We start from the raw sequence: 23974 nt of genomic DNA on the forward strand, positions 1-23974 counted from the left end.
GAAAACAACGTAATTTCAACGGCCCACTCTTCAACCCGCGGAGGCGGGTTTTGTCTGTATAGGCGCGAATTCCATTCGCCCGCTCTTCTGGCATTCATTTCACGCCAAAATCAAAGATTATGACGTGAGATGAATTTCCGAGTTAACAGCTAAGGAACGAAAATTTAATAATTTAAACAGCTCCTACAGTCCTCTCTCCTATACTCTGGGAAGTAAAAGGAGGCAGAGCCTGGTAACAAGCAAGTCGATTAAGTTATTAAATTGCCATTCCTAATCACATCGGCAAGTCCAGCAATCAGCCGCAGATTGTCCACCCGATCGCGCACGGCGACTCGGAAAAATCGATCGCCCAACTCAGGAAAACTCAAACAATCTCGAATCAAAATCCGGTGTTGTTGCAACAGACTTTTTTGAATTGCAGCCACCGACACCGACGACTCAACTAACAAGAAATTAGCGGCCCCAGCCATTGGCCGCAAACCGGGTAAATCAGCCAAACCCTCAAACAGCTCTCGCCGAGCCCCAGGCAGCCAATCCCAAGTTTGCCGCTCAAAAGCAGCATCTCGCACCATAGCAGCAGCAGCCGCCGCAGCCAAGGCATTCACAGGCCAAGGATCGCGCAGCAACTGCCAGCGGCGCAGGATGTCGGGATGGGCGATCGCACATCCCATCCGCAGTCCCGGCAGAGAATAGAATTTGGTGAGCGATCGTAAAATCACCAAATTCGGAAATTCCTCAACTTGAGCGATCGAACTTTGCTGCTCTGCTGGCGGTAGAAAGTCCATAAAGGCCTCATCCACCACCACCATACCCAACTGCTCCAAATAAGGCCGAATCGCCTCCCTACCGAAGAGCAAACCCGTAGGATTGTGAGGGTTGTTTAGCAACAAAGCTCGATCGGCACCGAGAGCAAGAGGAACCGGGAGAGGGAAAGAAGGAGAGACAAGGGAACCGTTAGAAACCGATAAATCATCCGCTACTAACCCGTTACCAGTCTCCCAGTTCAACGATTTCAGATCCAAAGGACAATCGAGCACCTGCGCGCCGAAAGCCGAAAGAGCTCGCCAGTAATCGCCAAAAGCCGGAGTCACCAAATAAGTCGCCTCCAGCTTCGACAAATCCCAAGCCGCCCAAGTCAACAATTCCGCCGATCCATTCCCCGGCAAAATCCAATCCGGATCAACATTCAATGCCTCACCCAAAGCAGTCCGGAGCTCTCCATAATCCGGGTCTGGGTAAGCCGTGAGACTGCTCAAATGAGCTTGAATCGCAGCCAGGGCAGACTCAGGAGGGCCCAAAGGACTGATACTGGCAGAAAAATCGAGAATAGCAGAGGGAGGGCAGCCAGCCAATGCGGCTGCCCAAGCTAAATTCCCACCGTGTACAGGTCTAATCAAGACTCAGTTCACCAATTAAATTTTGGGTTCTTTCGGCGGTGCAACTCTGTCCTTAAACAACTTACCTGCGGAAAATGCAGGAACTTTAGTTGCCGGGATTTCCATCTTGTCGCCAGTTTTGGGATTGCGACCCTCCCGGGCCTTGCGTTCCCGCGACTCAAACGAGCCAAAACCGACCAATGTCACCTTGTCGCCGTCGGAGACAGCTTTCATGATTGCTTCCAAGGCTGCACTCAAAACGGCATCTGCCTGTTTTTTCGTGACACTAGCATTTTCGGCCACTACATCAACCAATTCACCTTTGTTCATTCAGAACTCCTTCTGGGATTTGCAAAATACGTTAAACAGAGTTCAACTATTAGCTGTGAGTTGTAACTGTATTGGAGTTTGGGTTGAGAGCGTTTGGGTTATCCCCTATTACTCCAGCCCGCTTCCCCAATTAAGAACTCCTGCTGAATACTAATTACCCTAGGGTAATTGGTCAGAAAAGGAATTTTTGTTTTTAGTTGCTGAAAACCCGACAGCATCTAATTTTCACTGCATTATTCTAAAGTCTTGCCGACCCTTATGGATCGGTGGAACCTTTAATTTATATGGATTCGGACAATTTTTAGAATTAATACCTAAATTTAGGTAAAAAAATACCTCTTTGGAGAGAAGATTTCTTGCCTCCGTGGATTTGAAATTTGAAAATAAGTAAAAATAGCAGGAATAAAATGTCATTTGTCAAGGGTTAAACAAAACTTTTTTTCCTGATTCCTGATTGCTTCTGAGAGAAAGAAGGTGAATTAAAAGGAATAAAGTCTGAATTGTCAAGGGGAAAAGAAATATTTCTTTTCCTCGAACCTCTTCTCTCTTCCCATTCGTGTCACCAATCGCCTAAAAACCTTTGTATCTCTATCTCTCGTTTATAGCCGAGGCCCGATCCCCCTAAATCCCCCTTAAGAAGGGGAGTAGGGGTTGACTTTGAGAAGAATCCTGTCCCTCTCCCCGGATAGTCGTTTGTATCTCTCGTTTATAGCCGAGTCTCGATCCCCCTAAATCCCCCTTAAGAAGGGGAGTAGGGGTTGACTTTGAGAAGAATCCTGTCCCTCTCCCCGGATAGTCGGGGGACTTGGACGACGCTCTTCTCTCCCGGATAGTCGGGGGACTTGGACGACGCTCTTCTCTCCCGGATAGTCGGGGGACTTGGACGACGCTCTTGTCCCCCCCTTCTTAAGGGGGGTTAGGGGGGATCTAGACTCGGCAAATCGTCAGACAGCAGACCGGCACGACTTTTGACCTTAAGTTGACACCTCTTCCTTCATCCCGATGCCCTCTTTGCCCGATGCCCGATGCCCGATGCCCCATGCCTACTGTCTGGGTTGGACGGGCTGACTGCGCTGCAACAGTTGGCGGGCGTCGGGACTGATGTTGTTTTGGTAGCCAAAGTTCGATCGATCGCTATCATCCAAAATCTGGGGAGTCAGCAATACAATCAACTCTGCCCGCTGGTTATCCTTAGTGGTGCTCCTGAACAGCGAACCGATAATCGGCAAATCTCCCAAAATCGGAATCTTGTTTGCTGTAATCCGTTCTTCGTCGCGGATAATCCCCGAAACAATCAAAGTTTGACCGTCCCGCAGGCGAATTAGCCCCGATTGCAACGATCGCTCGCCCAGCAGCGTTATCTGATTGGTGTTCGCGCCCGTGGCCAGATCTCGAGTGGAGCCCGGTGTCCTGATAATCGGGTTCACCCGCAAAGAAACAAAGCCATTATCGTCAACCCGATCGATCGCCACCCCCAACTGCAAACCGGCCTTATCTTTCACTGCCGTCGTGGTTGTGGTACTTGTATTTCCCGTGGTCTGCGTTTGCTGAGTGATGTTAGTAATTATCTCATCAGTAATATTCACATTCGCCGTTTCTCCTTCTTGAACCACCAGAGTTGGATCGGTGAGGATTTTGGCATTCCGGGTTTCAATAGTTGCCTGCAACGCCGACAGGAACCTCCTCGGATATTGCAACAGCGGGAACAGGGCGAAAGTCGCACTGCCACCCGGGCCAGGCTCGTAAGTTTCAACCCCAACTCGTCCGGGGTTACCAGTAATTGCTGTCGGGCGGAGGAACACCCCGCCACTGTTAGGTACGTTGATTAAATTGCCATTCCGATCGTAGGTAGGAGTCCCTGTTAGAGGCACGTTGATTAAATTGCCCCTCTGATCGTAGATAGGCTCCACGGCTCCTATGGGGTTGGGGACGATCGGCGGAGTCGATCGATTGTTGGGATTGTTGACATCACCGACTGTAGCCGGCCGCAAGCCACCAAAATTGAGACTTGCTACTCCGTCCTGATTGACAAAGAAATTGTTATTAATTCCGAAAGAGAAACTGCTGCTACTTCTGTTGTTTCCCAGCAAGTTGACATCGATCACCTTGACGTTGACAGCCACTTGACGGCGGCGCAAATCTAGCTGAGTCAAGAAAGCTACCGCAACATCAACTTTGCGCGGATCGCCCACCAAAGTGATCGAATTGAGCCTCGCATCCGCCAGCACCGACAGTCCCCTCAGCAAGAGCGGCCCGTTGCCATCCTTGGCACCAATTGCCTTAATGTCCGGTTCCCGAATTTCCACATCCCGCGCCGTATTTCCCTGGCCCACGGTTTGAATAGTCACCCGAGTAATGGGGAGTTGAGTTTCTGCACCTTGAGCACTCAAAAAGTTAGCTGCATCGGTAGATCTGACTTGATTGAGTCGCAGCGTCCGAACGATAATATTGCGCGAGTCCAGAGGCAAATTAGAACCGACAAAAATCGTGCGCCCGACGCGGTTGGCTTGCAGCCCGCTGATCCGCAGCACGTAGTTGAAAACATCTTGCACCGACTCATTTTCGATGTCCAAAGAAATCTTCGGCCCTTCATCGGCGCCTCCTGCTGCTCCCGGTGCGGCCGCCGGAGCGGCTTGGCCTGGTTGGCCGGGGGCCCCGCCGCCTGTAAAAGCAATGTTCAATCCCGCAGCCCTGGCCAGCAGAGCTAAAACGTCGCGGACTGGGGCATCGCGCAGCACCAAACGGGGGATGCGTTCTCCCGAACTCAGTTCAATACTTGCCCCAGCCGGCGCGATGTTAGAAACTGCGATATCTCCCAAGGGCGGCGCTACAGCCCGCGGCTGGAAAGACGGAGCTTGATTGTTCTGAGATTGTATTTCGCTGGGGAGGGGCGGGCGATCGTTCCTAGTAATAGTAACTTCGGGATTTTGCAGCATCACGCCCGGGGTTTGCGACGTGCGGACGGGGGCCGGCCGGGAAGTTGTTGGGCTCAGCGGCAGTCCTGGAGGTGGCGGAGGTACATTTTGGGCTTGGTTTAGCGAGGGCAATGCAGCCTGTGTTGCTGGGGCAGACTGCGCTGTCCCGCCCTGTCCGGCAACGCTTAGGACGATGCTTTGGCCTTGTCCGGGCACAAATTGTCCGTTGGGAATTCCGTTGGTTCCTGCCACTACAACGCGGATGCTGTTAGCTTCTAGCTGGGTGATTTCTACTGAGGAAATGCCCGGAGCTGGGTTATCTTGCCGGAAGCTGTTGCCTTGGCGCAGGCGGAGCTGGGTGTTGGTAATCGTGGCTTGGTAGGTATTGCCGCTGTTGATGCCAAAAACTTGCGGGCGATCGCCCTTTTCGGTAGCTAGGACAATATTTACGCCATTATTAGCTTGACTTACTTGCACTCCTGTGACTTTAGTCGGCGCTGCCGAGACTGGCGCTTGGGCGAGCATAACTCCGGCAACGCTGCTCAAGAGTCCTCCACTTAACCGTAGATGCTGTTTCACGTTCTCTCCTCTACACTTTATTATTTATGGGCATGGGGCATGGGGCATGGGGCATGGGGCATGGGGCATGGGGCATGGGGCATGGGGCATGGGGCATGGGGCATAGGTTATTGGTTATTAGTTATTGGTTATTGGTGAGGGCCTACTAATGTCCAATGCCCAATGCCCCATGCCCTGGGAAGGCCGATGCCCACGGAGCCCTATGGGCACATCATCTTACTGAAACGAAGGCTATATCTTCTCGATTCGAGCCTGTGTTTGAAGGAAGAAGTTAGAATGAATTCGGCAAAAAGCCTAATTTTAGATTGCCATATATTTTTGTTCGCGGCATTCATATTTTGGCGTTCTATCTTCTACCTCCTGCTGAAAAAGCAACTTTCAAAAAAGAGCTAATATCAGCAATAATACGGCTACTTAGCAGCAGGACTTGGAGCCGGAGTTGGCAGTTTTTCTTCTTGCTTTAACGGCAGCAGCGCGTGCAAGTCAAAAGCCGTTTTAATTTTAGTTTGTGGCTGCTCCACAGGGACTATTCTTCCCTTCAAAAAATCTATTTGCATAGACTGAGTTGATGTTAGCAATTCAGATTTCAAATTCCTCACTACCAACAGCGACTGCATCAACTCCAAGTTACGCATGAAATTGCGGGTTTGAGCGAAACTGCCTTCAAACTCTACCTTATATTTTTTGCGTCTGAGCTTGCCAGCCAGGGACGGCCCGAAGGACGTATCGCTGAGAATATCAGGGTCGGGAGCTCCCGGCACGGGTGCTGGTGCTCCTGCTGGCGGGACATCCGGCTCAAATTTGGTAATTTTAGCCTTGAGGTCGTCCCCTTGCACGCCGGCGTTGATGCGATTAACCAGTTGGTTCATGTCAAGCAGCAGCGTGTTAGATCCTGCGTCGCTAGCAAACATTGCCGTCACGTTGGCCCGGCGCTGTTTGGCTTCTTCTTGCTTTGCTTGTGCTTCTGACTTTTTGAGAATTAGAGTTTGCAATTCGACTTGCGTTTTCTTGCTGGCGGCAATTTTTTGTTTAATTTCGTCGCTTTTTTGGAATTCCGGGAGTACGAACTGGGAGCCGACGTAGCCGGCTATTCCGAGGCCGAGAACCGCGATGCCTATTGCTTGGACTTGGGGTGTCAGCTTAATGCCAAATATTTCCTGAGTCCCTGCTTCTTCTGCTTGTGCCCCGCTGGGAATAAACTCTGCTGTCATGGTTTTTTCACCTCTGTTTTTTCTGGTTCTAGCACTCCTTTTTCTTGAAGTGTTTCTATCCGTATTGCTAGCCCGTCTGCTTGCTTGCTCCGCAGCTCGGGGAGCAACTCGGAGGCGCCAGTCGGGCTGAGCGTTGTTTCAATTTTATATTCCACCACCGGCCGCAGTTTGGGAAGTTCTGCTGCTGCTGCGTTTGGGTTCCGCACTTGTAATTGCGTGGGGTTGCTTTTTAATGTGGCCGCTACCAGTTTGGTATCGGTGTTGAGGAAGAAAGGAGAGCGCTGGACTAGAAGCATAAAGTCGTTAACTTGAGCAAAGGTACTGGCTATCCCTGAAATTTGTACTTTTGCCACCTGTGGCGGGGCGACTGGGATAGGAGCAGCCACCGGGGTGGGGCTGGCTGGGGATGGACTCGCGCCGGGGGATGGACTCGCGCCGGGGGATGCGGCGGGAGTTGCCGCGGGCGGAGGGGGTGCTGCTGCAACGGGGGCGGGACTGGGGTCGATTTGCTCGATTTTGGCAATTTGCAGTCCGGCGGGAGTGCGGGCACTCAGGTCTTGCAGCATCGCCGACCAAGGTTTAATTTGGTCGAATACTCCGGCTAATGCTTTGTATTCGGCGGTAACTTTGTCGGTTTCGGCGTTGATGGCTTTGATGGCGTTGGCTTGAGTGCTTAACCTTGCCAGTTCTTGTTCGATGTTTGCTTGTTCTGTAGCCAAGCTGCTATTTTGGCTGGTCGCCCACCACCAGGCGCCCATGACGGCGGCATTGAGACCCAAGGCAAACAGCCCCGCCCCAATTAGGGGCAGTTGGTCTTTGGCTCCCCCGGAACTTCTTCTAGCTGAGCTTTTGGCTGCTGTGACTGGTTTGTAGTCGGGGCGATCGTTGAGAAAATTAATATCTAGGCTGTACATGGCTTCACTGGATTTTATAGCAGAAGGAAGAAGGAAGAAGGAAGAAGGAAGAAGGAAGAAGGAAGAAGGAAGAAGGCATGAAAGGCTTGGCTCAAGGTAAAAAGAAGGAAGAAGGAAGAAGGAGGAAATCCTGTGGAAGGTGCAATCTGCCGCATGGTTTGAGCAATTAAGAACGTCCCAACCGTCTTGGCTGTTGCTATAGATTTTAATTTGAAATTTTAGATTTTAGACAGAGCGCCAGATTGCCGGTATAAGTGAAGGATTTATTTAGGGAAGAAAGAAACAACTTTCTGCCTTCTACTGAAGGAAGTGGTTGCTTCTACCTCCGATATTCTACCTTTTACCTTTTACCTTTTACCTCCAATATTCTACCTTCTGTATCAGGGGGCTTCTTTTTGCGGAAGAAGCTTTTTCCTAAAATTCTCAAATCTGTTTTTCTATTATCTAAAACTCTTAGGTCACATTACCTCCCTGAGTCCTAAACCTAAGGCTACTCCTAAGCCTGCTCGCTGTTCTGGGCTAATTTCTTCGCTGATTTCGAGTCCTAGGGTTTCGATTGGGTCTACTTGAGATGCCGGCAAGCTTAATCTTTGCATGAAAAATTCGTCAAGTTTGCCGATCGCAGCTCCTGGCCCTGCTAGCAACAGTTGCGCTACTTCGAGTTCTTCGCTCTGGTTGAGGTAAAAGTCTACTGAACGGCGCAGTTCGTCTGCTAGTTCTCCCAATACTTTAATCATCGCATTGGTGCCGGGATTGGTGTCTCCCGATGCGCCCATTGTGTCTGTGACTGGTAGGGTCATGCCTTGCAGTTCGCTGGTGTCTCTGGTGGGAGGCAGGTTCATGGCTTGGTTGAGGGCGGTCTGGATTTGGTAGGTGCCGATCGGGATAGTACGGTTAAATTGCGGTATGCCGTCCACTACTATAGCTAACTCGGTACTGTCAAATTCTATGTCTGTGAGGACTGCGGCTTCTTGGGATGAAAATTGTTGCAGTTGGTCTTTGAGGGTGCGGATCAGGGCAAAGCTGGTTACTTCTAGCACGTCTATAATCAGTCCGGCTTCTTTGAAGGTTTCGATGTAGGTATCGGTAACTTCTCTGCGGGTTGCGACTAATACCACTTGCACTTTTTCTACGCCGTCGTCATCTACAAATAGGCCTATTTTTTGATAGTCTACGTCGGCGTCTTCTCTGGGAAACGGTAAGTACAGCCCTGCTTCTGCGTTCATGTAATCCCGGAGTTCTTCTTCGTTGAGTTCTGCGGGAACTGGAATTAGCCTGATCACGGCTTCGCGGCCGGGAATGGCTGTGGCTACTTTCTTGGCTTTGATTTTGTTTTCGGCGAGGAGGGCACGTATTAGTTCTGCCATTCCCGGCGGATCGACTATTTGCCCTTCTTGTATGATGTCTTCTGGTACTTCCATTGAGGCTAGGAGACCCAATTTTAATGCCTGAGCTTTCTTTTCGATCTGAATGATGTTGATGCGATCTGGGGCTATTTCGATCCCGATTCCAGGCTGGCGTGGGGAAAGTAGACCTTTGAAAAAGTTAACCATAGGATTGGGTCGTCGGTAATTGGTATTTTTTTATGTTGTACGCTTGCCAGCCTGATTGGGCCGTTGGCTGTTGGAAGATTGGTTTCCAACTCCCGCCGATACTGCGATCGCTGCGATCTCGGTATCCCGCCTGATTCTGCGCTGCACAGTCTTTGTGGCGCGATCGCCAGTTTCGATTTTATGCTATCCAATTTACTTGACAATAGCTATTCTGTTGCGAATGTCAACAAATTTAAACTCGATCGACCGAAAACCTGCCGGTTATGCAGCAAAACCGACTCTCTCCCTCCCGGGCCCGCACACAAAACTCTGGCGCTTGAGCCCAGGAGGGCTTTGGGAGGGCGATGCTTGTTTTCTCCTTAGCTAACCTTGAATCTCAAAATTTATTTCTATGAAACGTAAATCTTGGCAACTGTTCGCTGTTTTTGGGCTGGTGGGGCTGCTGCTGGCTGCGGTGGTAAGTTGCAGCAAGCCGGCTGTTAATTCCCAGACCAAGAATGCGGACGCGATCGAGTTTTGGACTATGCAACTGCAACCTCAGTTTACTGAGTATTTCAACAAGACGATCGCCGGTTTTGAAGCCGAAAATCCGGGAGTGAAGGTGCGCTGGGTGGACGTGCCTTGGTCGGCGATGGAAAGCAAGATTTTGGGGGCTGTGTCGGCGAAAACTGCGCCGGATGTGGTGAACCTGAATCCTGATTTTGCTTCGCTGTTGGCTGGGCGCAATGCTTGGCTGGATTTGGACTCGCGGATTTCGCAGCAAGTGCGATCGAGCTATCTGCCAAATATCTGGAAAGCTAGTGTACTTGAGGGCAAGACTTTTGGCATTCCTTGGTATCTTACAACTCCGGTAACTATTTACAATACGGATTTGTTTAAAAAAGCTGGAATTACCAAGCCTCCGGCTACCTATGCCGAGTTGGCAACTGTTGCAAAACAGGTAAAAGAGAAAACTGGTAAGTTTGCTTTTTTTGCGACTTTTGTACCGGAGGATTCGGCGGAAGTGTTGCAATCTTTCGTGCAGATGGGTGTGCCTTTGGTGGACGCTCAAGGTAAGGCTGCTTTTAATACAGCTAAGGGCAAAGCTGTTTTTCAGTATTGGGTTGATTTGTACAAGGGCGGGCTGTTACCGCAGGATGTTTTGGTGCAGGGACACCGCAGGGCGATCGAGCTTTATCAAGCTGGAGAAACTGCTTTGTTGGGTTCCGGGCCTCAGTTTTTAAAGGCGATCGCCGAAAATGCTCCGAGTATTGGTGCTGTTTCAACTGCTGCGCCTCAAATTACCGGAGAAACTGGCAAGAAAACTGTGGCAGTAATGAATTTAGTTATCCCTCGCGATAGCAAGCGCCCTGATGATGCTGTCAAGTTTGCTTTGTACGTAACTAATTCTCAAAATCAGTTAGCTTTTGCCAAGGCTGCTAATGTTTTGCCTTCCACGGTTGAGACTTTGCAGGACGGTTATTTTAAGAGCGTTCCGGCCGATGCTGCTTCGAGCGATCGAGCTAGGATTATCAGCGCTTCTGGGTTGGACAAAGCCGAGTTGTTGATTCCGCCTCTCAAGGATGTTAAGAAGTTGCAAAAGGCAATTTATGACAATTTGCAAGCGGCAATGTTAGGCGAAAAACCAGTAGAGCAAGCTGTCACTGATGCGGCGGCGGCTTGGAATCAAAGGTAGTTTTTTATTAAAGCTGGGGCAACTTTTTTTTTAGTTCGCCCCTTGCTTTTTTTTGCAACTTGACATATCATTAAATAATGGAAATCCGTGTCGCCATATATATAAGTAAATATCAGCATTAAAATTATCATCCTAGGTTTGTAGTGAGGACTTTAGTCCTTCTTTAGTACAACTAATATTATCGTTTGCGGTTGTATGGTCAGGTGATTTAACCGCAGAGAACACAGAGGACACAGAGAGAAAGAATAGAGATCTGAATGCAAGACGATGGTATCGGATTTGATATAGATTGCTCACGAGAAAGCCGTGCGATCGCCAGTGCATATAAGTTATAATTAAACTAGGTAATAACTCCGACGCTACCGCAGGAGGCAACTATGCAAATTAAAAACAGCAATCCAATGGGAAAAGTTTTTGCCACTCTGACAATCGTTAATCGAGCCGACCAAATTCGGGCAGAAGATGGGACGATTCTAGAAGACCAAATTCGGTCGATCGTCCTCAAAAACGTATTGGTGGACACAGGGGCTACTACCTTGTGTCTGCCAAAAGAGGCGATCGCCAAACTGGGACTAAAACTCCTCAAAGAAGTAGACGTAGCAACAGCAATGGGTATTGGCAAAGCCCGCATTTTTCAAGATGCTAAAATATCAATGTTTGACCGGGAAGGCACTTTCGAGTGCTTGGAGTTACCGGGAGGTAATGATGCACTTTTGGGTGTCATACCTTTAGAATCATTGGGATTGGAAATAGACTTGCAAAATCAAATCTTGAAGCCTTTACCCATCAGTCCGACTGAAACCTATTTGACGATTTTGTAGCGCTAACCCCCATTTTTGAGACGGTTGTGCGTTGACAAGTGCGATCGTTTTTCTCAATTCAGCAATATTGTAGCGTTCGTCAGCGAGGGCCCTAATTTTCAGGTGGGGAATCAGAAGTGGCTGATGCACCCTACTATTTTATGAAAACTAATATTATCGTTTCGAGTTGTATGGGAATAATTTAACCACAGAGAACACAGAGGACACAGAGGGAGAGAATAGAGATCTGAATGCAGGTTATGACAATTTGCAAGCGGCAATGTTAGGTGAAAAACCAGTAGAGGAAGCTGTCACTGATGCGGCGGCGGCTTGGAATCAAAGGTAGTTTTTTATTAAAGCTGGGGCAACTTTTTTTTTAGTTCGCCTCTTGCTTTTTTTTGCAACTTGACATATCATTAAATAATGGAAATCCGTGCCGCCATATATATAGGTCAATATCGGCATTAAAACTATTATCCTAGGTTCGTAGTGAGGACTTTAGTCCTTCTTTAGTAAAAGTAATATTATCGTTTCGAGTTGTATGGGAATAATTTAACCGCAGAGAACACAGAGGACACAGAGAGAGAATAGAGATTTGAATGGAGGACAATGGTATCGGCTGAATAAGTAGGGCTAGAAGTTATTCTAGTTGTCAAGGCAAGCCCAAGGGATGAAGAGAAGACTTTAGTTGGTGCATTTAGCTTTTGGGGTTTTCAAGTCCCAAAAGCCTTTCGACATCAATTATGCAATCGCCCCTCTTGACTTGTCAAGACAGTATCTACAGAATTTTGGAATGGTTTTTGTGAAGCGAGCCCCAACCGACTACCAATTAATATGAGGATATTTCCATTCGTAATAATTGGGAAACACAAAATTAGTAAACGAAACCGAAATACTCACATCCAGGGATTTTACGTGATGCCACCAACCCACAGGAATAAAAATAACTTCTCCCGGTTCCAAAATCACCTCAATGATTTTCGCCTCTCTGTAAAGCGGATACTTTTCGTAGTCAGGATTTTCGCCGTCAACCTTGCTGAAAACTCCGACATGATTGTAAAGTAGAGGTGTTTGCTGCGGACAAATCAACTTAATTAATTTGCGTCCCGATACCTGTGCTAAAACTAAGTTAACCGGGTCGTGGTGTAGCGGTGTAATTGTACCTTTCGGGCCAAACCAAAAGAAAATTCTGCCTTTGGTATCGTCGGGAGTCAGATATTCTGGGAAAATTTCAAAGTCGTTGAATAGCGGTTTAAATTCCTCTCTTTCCAGAGTTTGGTTGTTAGCAACCATGTAGCAGTCGTTGCTAGGGCCGCCGTTGACGACCATATCTATATATTCGCGGAACTGAACGGTTTTTTTGTGGTTGTGTATCTTAATTTCGTAATCCGGGTCAGAATTGCGGTTGGCTTGAATTTCCACCTCTGCATCGCCGTATTTTTCCTGCAAATACTCTGGCGTCCACAACTGTAAGGCTTTCCAGTTGTGCATGATGTTGGTAATAATTACCGGAGTGTTTTTTGCGTAGTAATTTTCGAGAAAATACTCTCTAGAAAGACTGCTTTTCCGTTCGATTGTGCCAAACTTGGAAGAGAGGGCTGCTAATTGATTGTTGATGGTTAGTTGCGATTCCAGTTTCTGCAATAACTGTACGTAATGGCTGCCTGCTTGGAAGTACGGATGAGAGGATATGGCTGTAACTTCTGCGGTTGCTATTTCGGCATCAATGCCTGTATTTATTAGGCCTTGAATGATGTCTGCATCTGGTTGATTTAATAATTTGTTAGCCGCCACCCACTGTTTCAGATTGTCGGGGACTTCGGGTTTGCTTGGCGCTGCTGCGAGTAGATTGGGCAAGTTTTGTGTCAGCCATTCTAGATTAACCTGTTGTTCTTCGGTTAGGGTAATCCGCAAAGGGGGAAGTGTGATGGTTAGGGGTTGGGTGTCAGGCATGATTGGAGTGTTTTGTTTTGGGGTGGTTTTGTTTTGCTTGAAGTTGCTTAACTAATATAGCAATCTGGTTGGATTTGTGAATGAGTTGTTTTATAATCTGCGATAATAAACAGGCGAGACGCCTGTTCCACGGGCGCTAATAAAGAGAGAGAGGGTTGCTATCACTATTTTAGCTTAATGAGTGTTGGCTGTTTGAGTTTTCTGGGTGCGATCGCTTTTGTCCGGATTTTTTTGTTAATTTTAAGTTAAGGTTGCAGATTTTTTATCCATTGGCGGGTTCCGAAATATTTGCAGGAATCGGAAGCTGTCTTCGCTGCGGCGCTTAGGGCGTTTGTAAAGTTTTTTTGTAAAATGTAGTGACAGAAAGCGCCGTGAAAGATGTCGCCGGCGCCTAATGTGTCTGCGGCTTGTATTTGGGGCACTTCTACACTACCAAAACTGCCTTTGCACAAGTATTGGATTGGTTTTTCGCCGCGTGTGATGGCAATGTTGGGTATTCCGGCTGCTGAGAGATAAGCAAAGACTTGTTCGGAATTGTGACAGTCGGGCGGATGAAAGTTATCCGAACACACAGCCCATTCAACGAAGGGCAATATTTTTTCTAATCCGGGTTTCCAACTGCCGCCATCGAGGACGATTGGAATGTTTTTTGATTGGGCGAGTTGAGCAATTTCTTGGCTGGCTGGGATTTGATGTCCGTCAAACAGTATGATATTAACTGATGTTAAAATATCTCGGTTAATTGCTTGGCTGTCAACCTGGGATTTAGTAGCATTCACTGAGATTACTGCCCGATCGCCCGTTGCTTGAGTTACGATAATCGAAGAGACTGGCGGAGAGTGCGATCGCCCTGGCTGCAAATCCATTATCCTGACATTGTACTCCGCTAAGTCTGCACGGATTAATTGGGCGATCGCGTGAGTACCCAAAACTCCCGCCAACACCGCCGCATTCCCCAAACCGCTAAAAGCCACCGCAGCATTTGTCGCCGGCCCGCCCGCAGCAATGGTAGAATCAACAGCAACAACTTTCTGATTTTCCCCCGGAGGCTTGGAGGCTAAATAAATTAAATCCAAAGTCGCCAATCCCAAAAACAATCCAGTCTTCATAATCTGTCTGATATTTTTTCTTGTGATATTGGTTCTTAAATCTGTGGCATGGGCGTCCCGCCCGTGTTATATCTGCGGTTAAAAATAAAAAACATCAAAATGCAGCCAAATCCCAATACAGGAACACTTTACATTGTCGGAACGCCGATCGGCAATCTCGAAGATATGACATATCGCGCCATCCGAATTTTGCAAACAGCAGACTTCATCGCCGCCGAAGACACGCGCCACACAGGCAAACTTTTACACCACTTTCAAATCAAAACGCCCCAAATCAGCTATCACGAACACAACCAACAGCAACGACTCCCGGAATTAATCGATAAACTGCTGTTAGGAAAAAGTATCGCCCTCGTCAGCGACGCCGGAATGCCCGGAATTTCTGACCCCGGATACGAATTAGTCAAAGCCTGCGCCGATGCTAATATTAACATTATTCCGATTCCCGGCCCGAGCGCTTGTATAGTTGGGATAAGTGCATCGGGATTACCTACAGACAGATTTGTGTTTGAAGGATTTTTACCCACCAAAGGTCAAGAACGCCAGCGGAGTTTAGAAAGTTTGCAAATAGAATCGCGCACTATTATCTTATACGAATCTCCGCACCGATTGCGGCAAACTTTACAAGATTTAGCAAACACCTTGGGAAGCGACAGACAGATTGTACTGGCGCGGGAGTTGACTAAAATGCACGAAGAATTTTGGCGCGGTAGTATGGAAAGTGCGATCGAACTTTACACCACACGCGAACCCCAGGGAGAATTTACTCTAATAATTGGCGGGCTGCAAACAGACGCACCAATTTTTTCAGAAGACGCCATCAAAGCCGAATTGCAAACATTAATCGCAGAAGGCATAAGTCGTTCCCAGGCCAGCCGCCAACTCGCGCAACAAACATCCCTCCCCCGCCGCCAAATCTACCAACTAGCCCTCACAATTGGCGACAACGAATCACCAGAACAACCTTTAGAAGACTTGTGAATAACTCTCTCTTCTCCTTCTCTGCGCCCTCTGCGCCCTCTGCGGTTAAATAAAAAAAGCTAAATAATCACACTAATAAAATCTATGGTACGCGGAAACTACGATCGCCAAAAACCCTATTTACGCAACCCCCACATCAACAAACCAATCGCCGAAATCTATGCAGACTTAGACGCCTTTAGCTGGGAGATATTTGAAGACCAACCCCACCGCTTCGATACAGTCAGTTTCTACGTCTTGCTTCCCCCGCTGTTTTACGAAGGAAAATTCATCAAAGGGATTTACTTCAGCGAAGGAGTCGAACTGATAAACAAACTATTTCCCCAACTTTCCTCAGTATTTCATTCCTTCACCTATTCCCCCGGAACCTCCTACTCCTGGGCACCCGTAGCCGACGCCTACTCCAGTTTATACAAAAACCCGCAGCGAGCCAAGTGGTTTCGCGAAACATATCCCGATCGCGCCAACAAACCAATCATACCACTGCAAGACACCGACTTCATCAACGAATACTTAATTTCCCCTCGCAACGTCCCCGCCAAAGACATCGACCTCCTCGCCGTCGCCCGATTTTCCGAAGAAAAGAACTTGCCGATGATTGCCAAAGCCTTAAAAATTTATCGGCAAAAGTATCCGCAAAAACTCATAAAATTAACAGTTGTCAGCGGTCACGACTTTGATGTTAATAACTTGAAAACTCTCGACGAGAACGCCTTAAAAGAATTGCACGAAGTTGAAACAATTTTAGGAAATACCTCCGACTACATCAACTTACTGCCGCGAGTTGACTACTATCAAGAAATCCCTAACTATTATTCGCGGGCACAAGCATTCGTCCTGGGTTCCCTTCTCGAAGGCAAAAACCGGGGAATTACCGAAGCCATGAGTTGCAACGTACCAGTAATTTGTTTTGAAGAATTCAACCAATACGCCCGAGGAAACTCGCCCGTTTTCCCGGAAGGTGCGGGTCTTTATTCCAAATTTGACGCGGAATCCTTAGCGGATACGATTCATACAGTATTGCAAAATCAAACTGAATTCAAACCGCGATATCAGTATTTAAAGCATTGCGGTCGCAAGAACTTTTTTAATACTTGCCTTGACAGTTTTCCCTACTACCAGCATAACATTCCCGACTACAAAACGGGAGCGGGATTTAAGAATTTGTGGCTGGATTTGGCCGTGCAGCAAAATTATCAAGTCAGCTTGGATAGTTTTTTGTATGGAGGTTCTCCGCTATCTCACATTCGCGGGACAAATGCGATCGGGCAAAATCTCGGTGAATTAACCAAGTTTTTAGGCTAATTCCCAATTAATTATGTAGGGTGCGTCAGTTGGGTTTGTTTGATGATAATCGAGTAAATTAAATCTGACTCACCGACTTAAGATGTAATTCTTGATACTAAAATCTAAAATCTAAAATCTAAAATCTAAAATCTAAAATAGTATTAGGATGTCACTCAGCAGGAGAAACACAGAATGCACGACTTAAAAGTTGTCATTATCGGTGCCGGAATTGGTGGCTTAACTGCCGGTATCGCCCTCCAACAAGCAGGTTATGAAGTTGCAATTTACGATCGCGTAAAAGAACTGCGTCCAGCAGGCGCTGGTATCTCCATGTGGTCGAACGGCGTCAAAGTTCTCAACCGCCTTGGTTTAGGCGCAAATATGGCGCAAATTGGCGGAAAAATGGAGCGCATGGAATACCGCACCAAAATCGGTCAACTGCTAAATGACATCGATTTAATGCCGCTAATTCAACAAGTCGGTCAGCGTCCTTATCCGGTGGCGCGCCGTGACTTACAACAAATGTTATTAGCAGCTTTTAAGGAAGAAGTCAAGCTCGATCGCAAATGTATTGCCGTGGAAGAAGACGCAACCGGAGTAACTGCAATTTTTGAGAACGGAGACAAAGCGCGCGGCGATTTGTTGGTGGCTGCTGACGGCGTTCGCTCAATTTTGCGAACCCATGTATTGGGCTGCGAAGTACAGCCGAAATACGGCGGTTATATCAATTGGAACGGGCTAGTAGCGGCGGATGAAGCACTAGCGCCGCCAAATACTTGGGCGATTTATGTCGGTGACTGCAAGCGCGCCTCATTAATGCCCGTAGCGGGCGATCGCTTTTACTTTTTCTTTGATGTTCCGTTACCCACAGGAACTCCCGCCAATCCCGACAATTACAAAGCCGAACTTAAAGAACATTTTGCAGGTTGGGCCGAACCAGTGCAATTGTTGATAGAAAGATTAGATCCCAATACAGTCGCCCGCCCGGAAATTCACGACGTAGGTCCGATCGACTCCTACGTTCGCGGTAGAGTTGCTTTGCTGGGAGATTCCGCCCACGCTACTTGCCCGGATTTGGGCCAGGGAGGCTGTCAAGCCATGGAAGATGGACTCGTACTCAGCAACTACCTTTCGACTACGAATTTAGGCGTAGAATACGCGCTCAAACGCTACGAAACTGAGCGCAAGCAGCGGGCGAATGCAGTTGTCGAAAAAGCGCGCCAGCGTGCCGAACAAATTCACGGCAAAGATCCGCAGGTGACACAACTTTGGTACGAACAACTGGCTAAGGAACAGCCAAGTGATGTCACAGATGCGATCGCCAAAGTCATCATGGCAGGGCCCCTACACTAGCACAATCTTCTAGCGGGAAAATCAATCAAAAATTAGCATTTAACCTTACAATAATGTCAGGAAAACTTACTACTCACGTTCTCGACACAGCCCGCGGCTGTCCGGCGGCAAATATGTCGATCGCCCTGCAATCAATTGACCCCAACTCCGGCGCCAAAATCCTGCTAAAAACTGTAACAACTAATGCTGACGGCCGCACCGCTGCTCCGCTACTATCAGAAAACGAGTTCAAACCGGGAATTTATGAATTAGTCTTTGCTGTTGGCGAATACTTCGCGCAGTCCGCCGAAAATTTGCCCGATCCGCCTTTTTTAAACAGCGTTCCAATTCAGTTCGGCATCGCCGACCCAAGCTCACACTATCACGTACCGCTGTTAGTTTCGCCTTGGTCGTACAGCACCTATCGCGGTAGTTGATTAAACAGTTGACAGTTGACAGTTGACAGTTGACAGTTGACAGTTGACAGTTGACAGTTGACAGTTGAGGGCGCAGTGTTTATCGCGGTAGGGTGCATCGCCCATAGCAGTTCTCAAGAAAGTGAGGTACCCTCTCAAGCTATTACCAATTACCAATTACCAATTTGTCAACTGTACCTCATCTATCTGAGAAAGGCTATATATTTGTAAATATCCAAAATTGTTGGAGCGACGCACCATGCTTTAACTAAAGAGGGGAGATGTCAAATAATTAATTTAAAATTAAAAAAACCATGTTAGTCACAAAACAACCTGTTTTCAAACGCTTCTGGTATCCCGTTATTCCCGTCGCCGAATTGTCAGGCGAACCAAAACCTTTTGTATTATTAGGTCAGCCGATCGCACTTTGGCTCGATTCTGAAGGTAAACCCGCAGCAGTAGAAGACCGCTGCTGTCACCGCACTGCTAAACTTTCCCTGGGAAAAGTTGTCAGCGGCAACATTTCCTGTGCTTACCACGGCTGGACATTCAACTCGTCAGGAACTTGTGTCAGCGTTCCACAACAGCCAAACGGCTCGATTTCTGGCAACTACAAAGTAAAATCTTATCAGGCTTGCGATCGCTACGGATACGTTTGGGTTTGTTTGGACGAACCAATCGCCGAGATTCCCAATATTCCCGAAGCAGCAGACCCCAACTACCGCCAAATTCACGAATTTTACGAACCTTGGAATTGTGCGGGATTGCGGGTGATGGAAAACGAATTAGATATGGCTCATCCTACTTTTGTACATACCGCAACTTTCGGCAGCGAAGAGCATCTCACGCCCGATGTGATGGAGTTTACAGAAACAGAATGGGAACTGCATTACCGAAGTGTTTTGGGTGTCGCTAATCCCGCCGAACAACAGCAAAACTTAAACATAGAGCAAGCTGAAACCGTGCGGACAATAAACGGAATTTGGTTTCTACCGTTTACCGTCAAGCTGCGGATTGCTTACCCAAACGGACTCGTTCACATCATCGTCAATACCATGACTCCGATTGACGATGCGACTTCTCAAATGGTGCAGTTTTGCCTCCGGAACGATACCGAAAATGAGGCAAAAACCAGCGATATTATTGCCTTCGATCGCGCTGTTACTTTAGAAGACAAGCGGATTTTAGAAACAACAGATTGGGACGTACCGCTCGACATCGCCCAAGAGCAACATATGCTGACAGATAAGCCGGGAATCATCATCCGCCACAAAATTGCTGCACTTCTAAAAGCCCACGGCGAAGTCGAACAAACTAAAGTCAGTTGACAGTTGACAGTTGACAGTTGACAGTTGACAGTTGACAGTTGACAGTTGACAGTTGACAGTTGACAGTTGACAGTTGACAGTTGACAGTTTGTAGATGTAGGGTGCGTCGCCATCGAAAATCCCTAAAAAAGATCGACAATCTCACAGCGACGCACCTGACCAACTTCTTTGGTAGCAATATTTTTTAGAAATGGTATTAATTAATTTAATTAGCAATGCAATACTCTCTCATTGAACTCAACGAAATGAGCCAGGAGACATTTACAGAAGCCTTGGGCGCGATTTTTGAACGCACTCCCACAGTCGCCCGTTGCACTTGGGACGATCGCCCTTTTGCCTCCACAGCCGACTTGCGCGCTAAAATGGTAACAGTCGTCAATTCCATGACTGGGGAAGAAAAATTAGCATTAATTCAAGCACACCCGGACTTGGGAAGCAAAGCAAAAATGGCTGTAGCATCGGTTAACGAACAAGCCGGCGCAGGTTTGGATCGGCTATCTGTCGCAGAGTTCGATCGCTTGCAATCCCTCAACCGATCGTACCGCGAAAAGTTCGGTTTTCCCTTCATTGTGGCGGTGAAAAACCAGACAAAAACCAGCATTCTTGAAGCATTTGAGCGCCGCCTCAACAATTCCCCAGAAACTGAAATGCAGCAGGCTTTAACAGAAATCTATGAGATTGCGCGGTTTCGCCTTGAGTCGGCTATTGGGAAAGAGGATTGAAGTCCTCACTACGTTAACTGCGGGAAAATGCCCGCAAAAATGCCGTCAGAATTGCTGGCACTGTACCAATGCCAAACCACAGCGCAAACAGTGGCACTAAAATGCTACTTTTGGTACAGTATTGAATCCAAGTGAGGCTCATGTCTAAATTTTTATATTTCCAAATCCTAGTGACAGCAACACCCTCACTATTTTGTATTAGCCTGCTGCATTCTCCGGCAAGCTCTGCTGCGGAAGTTTCCTATAATAAAACTCAAGAAATAATAGCCTCGCCAGGCGACTTACCGCTGGTTGATGCCGCCCAGTCACAAAGTGCGTTAGCGAAGCCCTCGAAGAGGATCGCCCAAATTGAAACAGCGGCAAATCCCGCATCAACGCCAGAAACAATCGCTGATGCCAAACCACAAAAGCCAGAAAAAGCCGAGAGTATTTCCCTCACAACAAACAGCGAAAAAATAGCAGAGATTTCTCAAACCAACGATGTCAACCAGACAAATATAACATCCGAAAAATCCGCTAGATGGCCAGTTGCGCTAGAGCCAAATTCCACAAAAACAAAGCCTGCACAAACCCTAGAACTAACTGCCGATATTTCAGCGAAACCAACAACAAACAAAGAATCGGAAGTCGCCGCAACTTCCCAACCAAATAATCTGCAACCGACAGATACAGCAACTCAAGAATCCAGCGAATCAAACGTCTTATCAGAATCAATTCAAACCCCAGAAAAACCAGCGCCGACAAACATCACCCAAATCCAAGCAGACAGCTTAGAAGCAACCAATCCTTCCGCCTCGCCGGAGATGGAACAAGTCACATCAGTTTCCCAACTCAGCGACGTTAAACCCACAGATTGGGCATTTGGCGCGCTGCAATCATTAGTAGAACGCTACGGCTGCATAGCTGGATATCCCGACGGCACTTATCGCCCAAATCGAGCCATGACTCGCTACGAATTCGCCGCCGGTTTGAATGCGTGCCTCGATAAAGTTGCTGAGTTGATAACAGCAGGAACCTCGAATTTAGTTAAAAAAGAGGATTTACAGAAACTCCAGAGACTACAAGAAGAATTTGCCGCAGAACTAGCAATGCTGCGCGGTAGAATCGATGTATTAGAAGCTCGCACGGCGAATTTAGAATCGAATCAATTCTCAACTACCACAAAACTCAATGCGACGGTTTGGTTCAACCTCACCTCAGCATTTCCGACTGGCGATATCACCGCAGAACGCAGCCGCACCGCCCCCGGAAGCCCGTTTGCTGCCCCAACTCGCGATGCTAACAATCGACCGACTCGCGTTGAGCGCGGGCAGCCTGAAACTACTTTTAGTTACTATGCTTTCCTGACGCTAAACACTTCGTTTACTGGCAAAGATTCCCTGGTAACTCAGTTGGTTTTCGGCAACGGCAACTCGCCTGCAAACGAATTAGTTTCGGCGGGCTTTTACAACTCGTGGGGAAGTCCTTTTTTAGATCAAACTGGTGCGCCAACGGCTAATGCTGTGGGAATTCGCGAGATGTCCTACACGTTTCCCGTCGGAGATAAAGTCCAAGTTGCGATCGGGCCGCGATTGAATTATTATCGATATTTTGATGGCAACCGTTTCACATTTTATCTGAAAGGGGCAACGAGTTTTAACTCGAACGGAAGTACACTGTTAAATGCAGTCGATCGCGGTTCTGGTGCTGTTGTCAGTTGGCAAGTTGCCAAGCCGCTGAAGTTGACGGCTGCTTATATGGCTGAAAATACAGAATTTTTGAATCCTGCTGTATTTAATACTGCTAGCAATCCCAGGGATGGTTTGTTTAACAGTTCCAACACAATGACAGCGCAGTTGGAATACGCCCCCAGCAATTCTTTCAATCTGCGGCTGATTTACGCGCGATCGAGCCTCAAACCTTATAATGGATTTATTGGCGGTGCTGTGGGCGAACCGCTGCCTTACGGTTATGCGGATGACGGTTTTGGGGGAAGAGTTAGAGACTCCGGTGCTGATACTTTTGTGGTTAATTTTGATTGGTTGTTGAGCCGGAATTTTGGTTTGTTCGGGCGGTATTCCTACGGCCAGCTTGAGGTAAATCCGGTAAATCGCGATCGCTCTGGCGGAGACATTAAAGTACAATCTTTTCAAGTTGGCATTGGATTTCCGGATCTGGGAAAAAAGGGCGCGCTGGGTGTACTTTCATTTGTGGTTCCCCACGATTATATCTCGGGTCGCAGGTTCTTGCTCTCGGGCGGCGGCAATGGAGGTACTCAGTACGAGGTAGAGGGTTCGTATTATTACCCGATTACTAATAATATTGCGATCGTCCCGGCATTCTACGCTATCTTTAATGCCAACAATTTTGATAGCAATCCCACCGTGTTTGTGGGCAATCTTCGCACTCAGTTCAGCTTCTGAGCGAACAAGCAAGATGCCTGTTCCACAAGGAATAAATTTTATGGTGGAACAGGCATCCTGCCTGTTATTGAGAATGGTTGACAAACCTCTAATGTGCTGTATGATTAATAATGAGTCAGCCAAAGTCATTTAATATCAATTCCGGCTGCATCGGAATTATTAGCTGCCAAAATGAGGAGACGGCTTGGCCTTTGTCCCTACAATCAATCTGGGGTAGGGACAAAGGCCAAGCCGTCTCCTCTATATCATTCCGGCGCAGCCGGAATTGATATAACATAACAACCTGAGATATGAGGCTGAATCAACAATCTTTAACAATAGCAAACCAACTCTATTTAAAACTTAAGGACAACTGACTTTGGGTCTTTCATTTCGCGCGATTCGCCGCACTCAATCTCTGCACGAACAGACTTATCAAGCTCTCCGAACTGCTATCCTGTCGGGGGAATTAGTGGCTGGAGAACGCTTGATCGAAACTCAACTGGCAGATATGCTCAACGTCAGCCGGACTCCGGTGAGAGAGGCTTTGTGCGAACTGCAACGTGAAAATTTAGTTACGGCAGATCCGCATCACGGATTGCGCGTCGCTACGCTGTCGATCGCAGATGCAGCAGATCTTTATGATTGTCGGATTGCTTTGGAACAGCTATCGGTAGCCGAGACCTGCCAAAATGCGACACCGGCTCAAGTTCAACAATTGGAAGCGATTGTGTTGCAGGCAGAAAGTACGACATATTTGCGATCGGGCGAATTGACAAATTATCAATTGCTTTACGCTGACTGCCAATTTCACCGCTTGCTAGCCCAAAGTTCCGGCAATCCTTGGTTAGTAACTTTATTAGATCAGGTATTTGACAAAATGATATTAGTGCGGCTTCGCACGATGGAATACAATCCCGGAGTATTGGAAATCCGCAGCGAACACCGTCGCATTTTTCAAGCTGTCATCGAACAAAATCCCGTCGCAGCAGCCGCAGCAATTCAAGAACATTTAATTGCCAGTAAAGCGCGGGTAATTAAAGAAATTCAGGAGATAGAAGGGAAACAGTTGACAGTTGACAGTTGACAGTTGACAGTTGACAGTTGACAGT

20 protein-coding genes are annotated in these 23974 nt (G+C 47.6%); 11 read left to right on the forward strand and 9 right to left on the reverse strand.

Annotated elements, in window-relative coordinates; genetic code table 11:
* Nucleotides 1-248 precede the first annotated feature (248 nt).
* From cobD to pilM, 6 genes are all read right to left on the reverse strand, one after another.
* On the reverse strand, nt 249-1397 hold the full coding sequence (gene cobD / locus JGK11_RS09800; RefSeq protein WP_293211414.1) for a threonine-phosphate decarboxylase CobD: 1149 nt from the start codon (nt 1395-1397) through the stop codon (nt 249-251).
* A 15-nt stretch (nt 1398-1412) separates the two neighbouring features.
* Nucleotides 1413-1706 carry an HU family DNA-binding protein gene (locus tag JGK11_RS09805; protein WP_293148925.1) on the reverse strand — a complete coding sequence of 98 codons (294 nt, stop codon included), beginning with the start codon at nt 1704-1706 and terminating at the stop codon, nt 1413-1415.
* Between the two features lie 1043 nt (nt 1707-2749).
* Nucleotides 2750-5200: a type IV pilus secretin family protein gene (locus tag JGK11_RS09810; RefSeq protein ID WP_293211415.1), complete on the reverse strand. Its 2451-nt coding sequence runs from the start codon at nt 5198-5200 to the stop codon at nt 2750-2752.
* 410 nt (nt 5201-5610) lie between these two features.
* Nucleotides 5611-6411, reverse strand: a complete 801-nt coding sequence (locus JGK11_RS09815) for a pilus assembly protein PilO (RefSeq protein WP_293182090.1) — start codon at nt 6409-6411, stop codon at nt 5611-5613.
* Nucleotides 6408-7325 carry a PilN domain-containing protein gene (locus JGK11_RS09820; protein ID WP_293211416.1) on the reverse strand — a complete coding sequence of 306 codons (918 nt, stop codon included), beginning with the start codon at nt 7323-7325 and terminating at the stop codon, nt 6408-6410. Before JGK11_RS09820 ends, JGK11_RS09815 begins: the two co-directional genes overlap by 4 nt.
* A 458-nt stretch (nt 7326-7783) precedes the next feature.
* Complete coding sequence (gene pilM / locus JGK11_RS09825) at nt 7784-8878, reverse strand: type IV pilus assembly protein PilM (protein ID WP_293211418.1); 1095 nt, start codon at nt 8876-8878, stop codon at nt 7784-7786.
* Between the two features lie 55 nt (nt 8879-8933).
* Here pilM and JGK11_RS09830 point away from each other — a divergent pair, with 55 nt between their 5' ends.
* From JGK11_RS09830 to JGK11_RS09840, 3 genes are all read left to right on the forward strand, one after another.
* On the forward strand, nt 8934-9245 hold the full coding sequence (locus JGK11_RS09830; protein WP_293204646.1) for a hypothetical protein: 312 nt from the start codon (nt 8934-8936) through the stop codon (nt 9243-9245).
* A 24-nt stretch (nt 9246-9269) separates the two neighbouring features.
* Nucleotides 9270-10553, forward strand: a complete 1284-nt coding sequence (locus JGK11_RS09835; RefSeq protein WP_293211419.1) for a sugar ABC transporter substrate-binding protein — start codon at nt 9270-9272, stop codon at nt 10551-10553.
* Between the two features lie 377 nt (nt 10554-10930).
* Complete coding sequence (locus tag JGK11_RS09840; RefSeq protein ID WP_293191551.1) at nt 10931-11374, forward strand: retroviral-like aspartic protease family protein; 444 nt, start codon at nt 10931-10933, stop codon at nt 11372-11374.
* 801 nt (nt 11375-12175) lie between these two features.
* Here JGK11_RS09840 and JGK11_RS09845 read toward each other — a convergent pair.
* Both JGK11_RS09845 and JGK11_RS09850 read right to left on the reverse strand, forming a co-directional pair.
* Nucleotides 12176-13306: a cupin-like domain-containing protein gene (locus JGK11_RS09845; protein ID WP_293191549.1), complete on the reverse strand. Its 1131-nt coding sequence runs from the start codon at nt 13304-13306 to the stop codon at nt 12176-12178.
* 245 nt (nt 13307-13551) lie between these two features.
* Nucleotides 13552-14415, reverse strand: coding sequence for a sugar kinase (locus JGK11_RS09850; protein WP_293211420.1), 864 nt, complete (start codon nt 14413-14415; stop codon nt 13552-13554).
* 99 nt (nt 14416-14514) lie between these two features.
* Between JGK11_RS09850 and rsmI the strand changes: the two genes are divergently transcribed.
* The 6 genes from rsmI (at nt 14515) to uraD (ending at nt 20481) form a co-directional block, all read left to right on the forward strand.
* Nucleotides 14515-15396 (forward strand): 16S rRNA (cytidine(1402)-2'-O)-methyltransferase, encoded by an 882-nt coding sequence (gene rsmI, locus JGK11_RS09855; protein ID WP_293211421.1) that lies wholly within the window; start codon nt 14515-14517, stop codon nt 15394-15396.
* An 84-nt stretch (nt 15397-15480) separates the two neighbouring features.
* Nucleotides 15481-16701, forward strand: coding sequence for a glycosyltransferase (locus JGK11_RS09860; RefSeq protein ID WP_293191541.1), 1221 nt, complete (start codon nt 15481-15483; stop codon nt 16699-16701).
* A 174-nt stretch (nt 16702-16875) separates the two neighbouring features.
* Nucleotides 16876-18036 (forward strand): FAD-dependent urate hydroxylase HpxO, encoded by a 1161-nt coding sequence (gene hpxO, locus JGK11_RS09865; protein ID WP_293191538.1) that lies wholly within the window; start codon nt 16876-16878, stop codon nt 18034-18036.
* A gap of 53 nt (nt 18037-18089) precedes the next feature.
* Complete coding sequence (gene uraH, locus JGK11_RS09870; protein WP_293182068.1) at nt 18090-18452, forward strand: hydroxyisourate hydrolase; 363 nt, start codon at nt 18090-18092, stop codon at nt 18450-18452.
* Between the two features lie 293 nt (nt 18453-18745).
* Nucleotides 18746-19759 (forward strand): aromatic ring-hydroxylating dioxygenase subunit alpha, encoded by a 1014-nt coding sequence (locus tag JGK11_RS09875; protein ID WP_293211422.1) that lies wholly within the window; start codon nt 18746-18748, stop codon nt 19757-19759.
* 215 nt (nt 19760-19974) lie between these two features.
* The gene (gene uraD, locus JGK11_RS09880; protein WP_293182064.1) at nt 19975-20481 is read left to right on the forward strand and encodes a 2-oxo-4-hydroxy-4-carboxy-5-ureidoimidazoline decarboxylase; all 507 of its coding nucleotides are present in this window, start codon (nt 19975-19977) and stop codon (nt 20479-20481) included.
* A gap of 13 nt (nt 20482-20494) precedes the next feature.
* On the opposite strand, the gene JGK11_RS09885 is transcribed toward uraD, so the two are convergent.
* Nucleotides 20495-20623, reverse strand: coding sequence for a hypothetical protein (locus tag JGK11_RS09885; RefSeq protein WP_293182062.1), 129 nt, complete (start codon nt 20621-20623; stop codon nt 20495-20497).
* On the opposite strand from JGK11_RS09885, the gene JGK11_RS09890 reads away from it, so the two are divergent.
* A complete protein-coding gene (locus JGK11_RS09890) occupies nt 20622-22883 on the forward strand; it encodes an iron uptake porin (RefSeq protein ID WP_293198393.1) in 2262 nt (753 codons plus the stop codon). The two genes, JGK11_RS09885 and JGK11_RS09890, sit on opposite strands and share 2 nt — an antisense overlap.
* A 358-nt stretch (nt 22884-23241) precedes the next feature.
* Nucleotides 23242-23949 (forward strand): GntR family transcriptional regulator, encoded by a 708-nt coding sequence (locus JGK11_RS09895; protein ID WP_293182057.1) that lies wholly within the window; start codon nt 23242-23244, stop codon nt 23947-23949.
* The last annotated feature ends 25 nt before the right edge of the window (nt 23950-23974 follow it).

It is taken from the genome of Microcoleus sp. PH2017_34_RAT_O_A, assembly GCF_020737885.1.
Lineage (GTDB): Bacteria > Cyanobacteriota > Cyanobacteriia > Cyanobacteriales > Microcoleaceae > Microcoleus.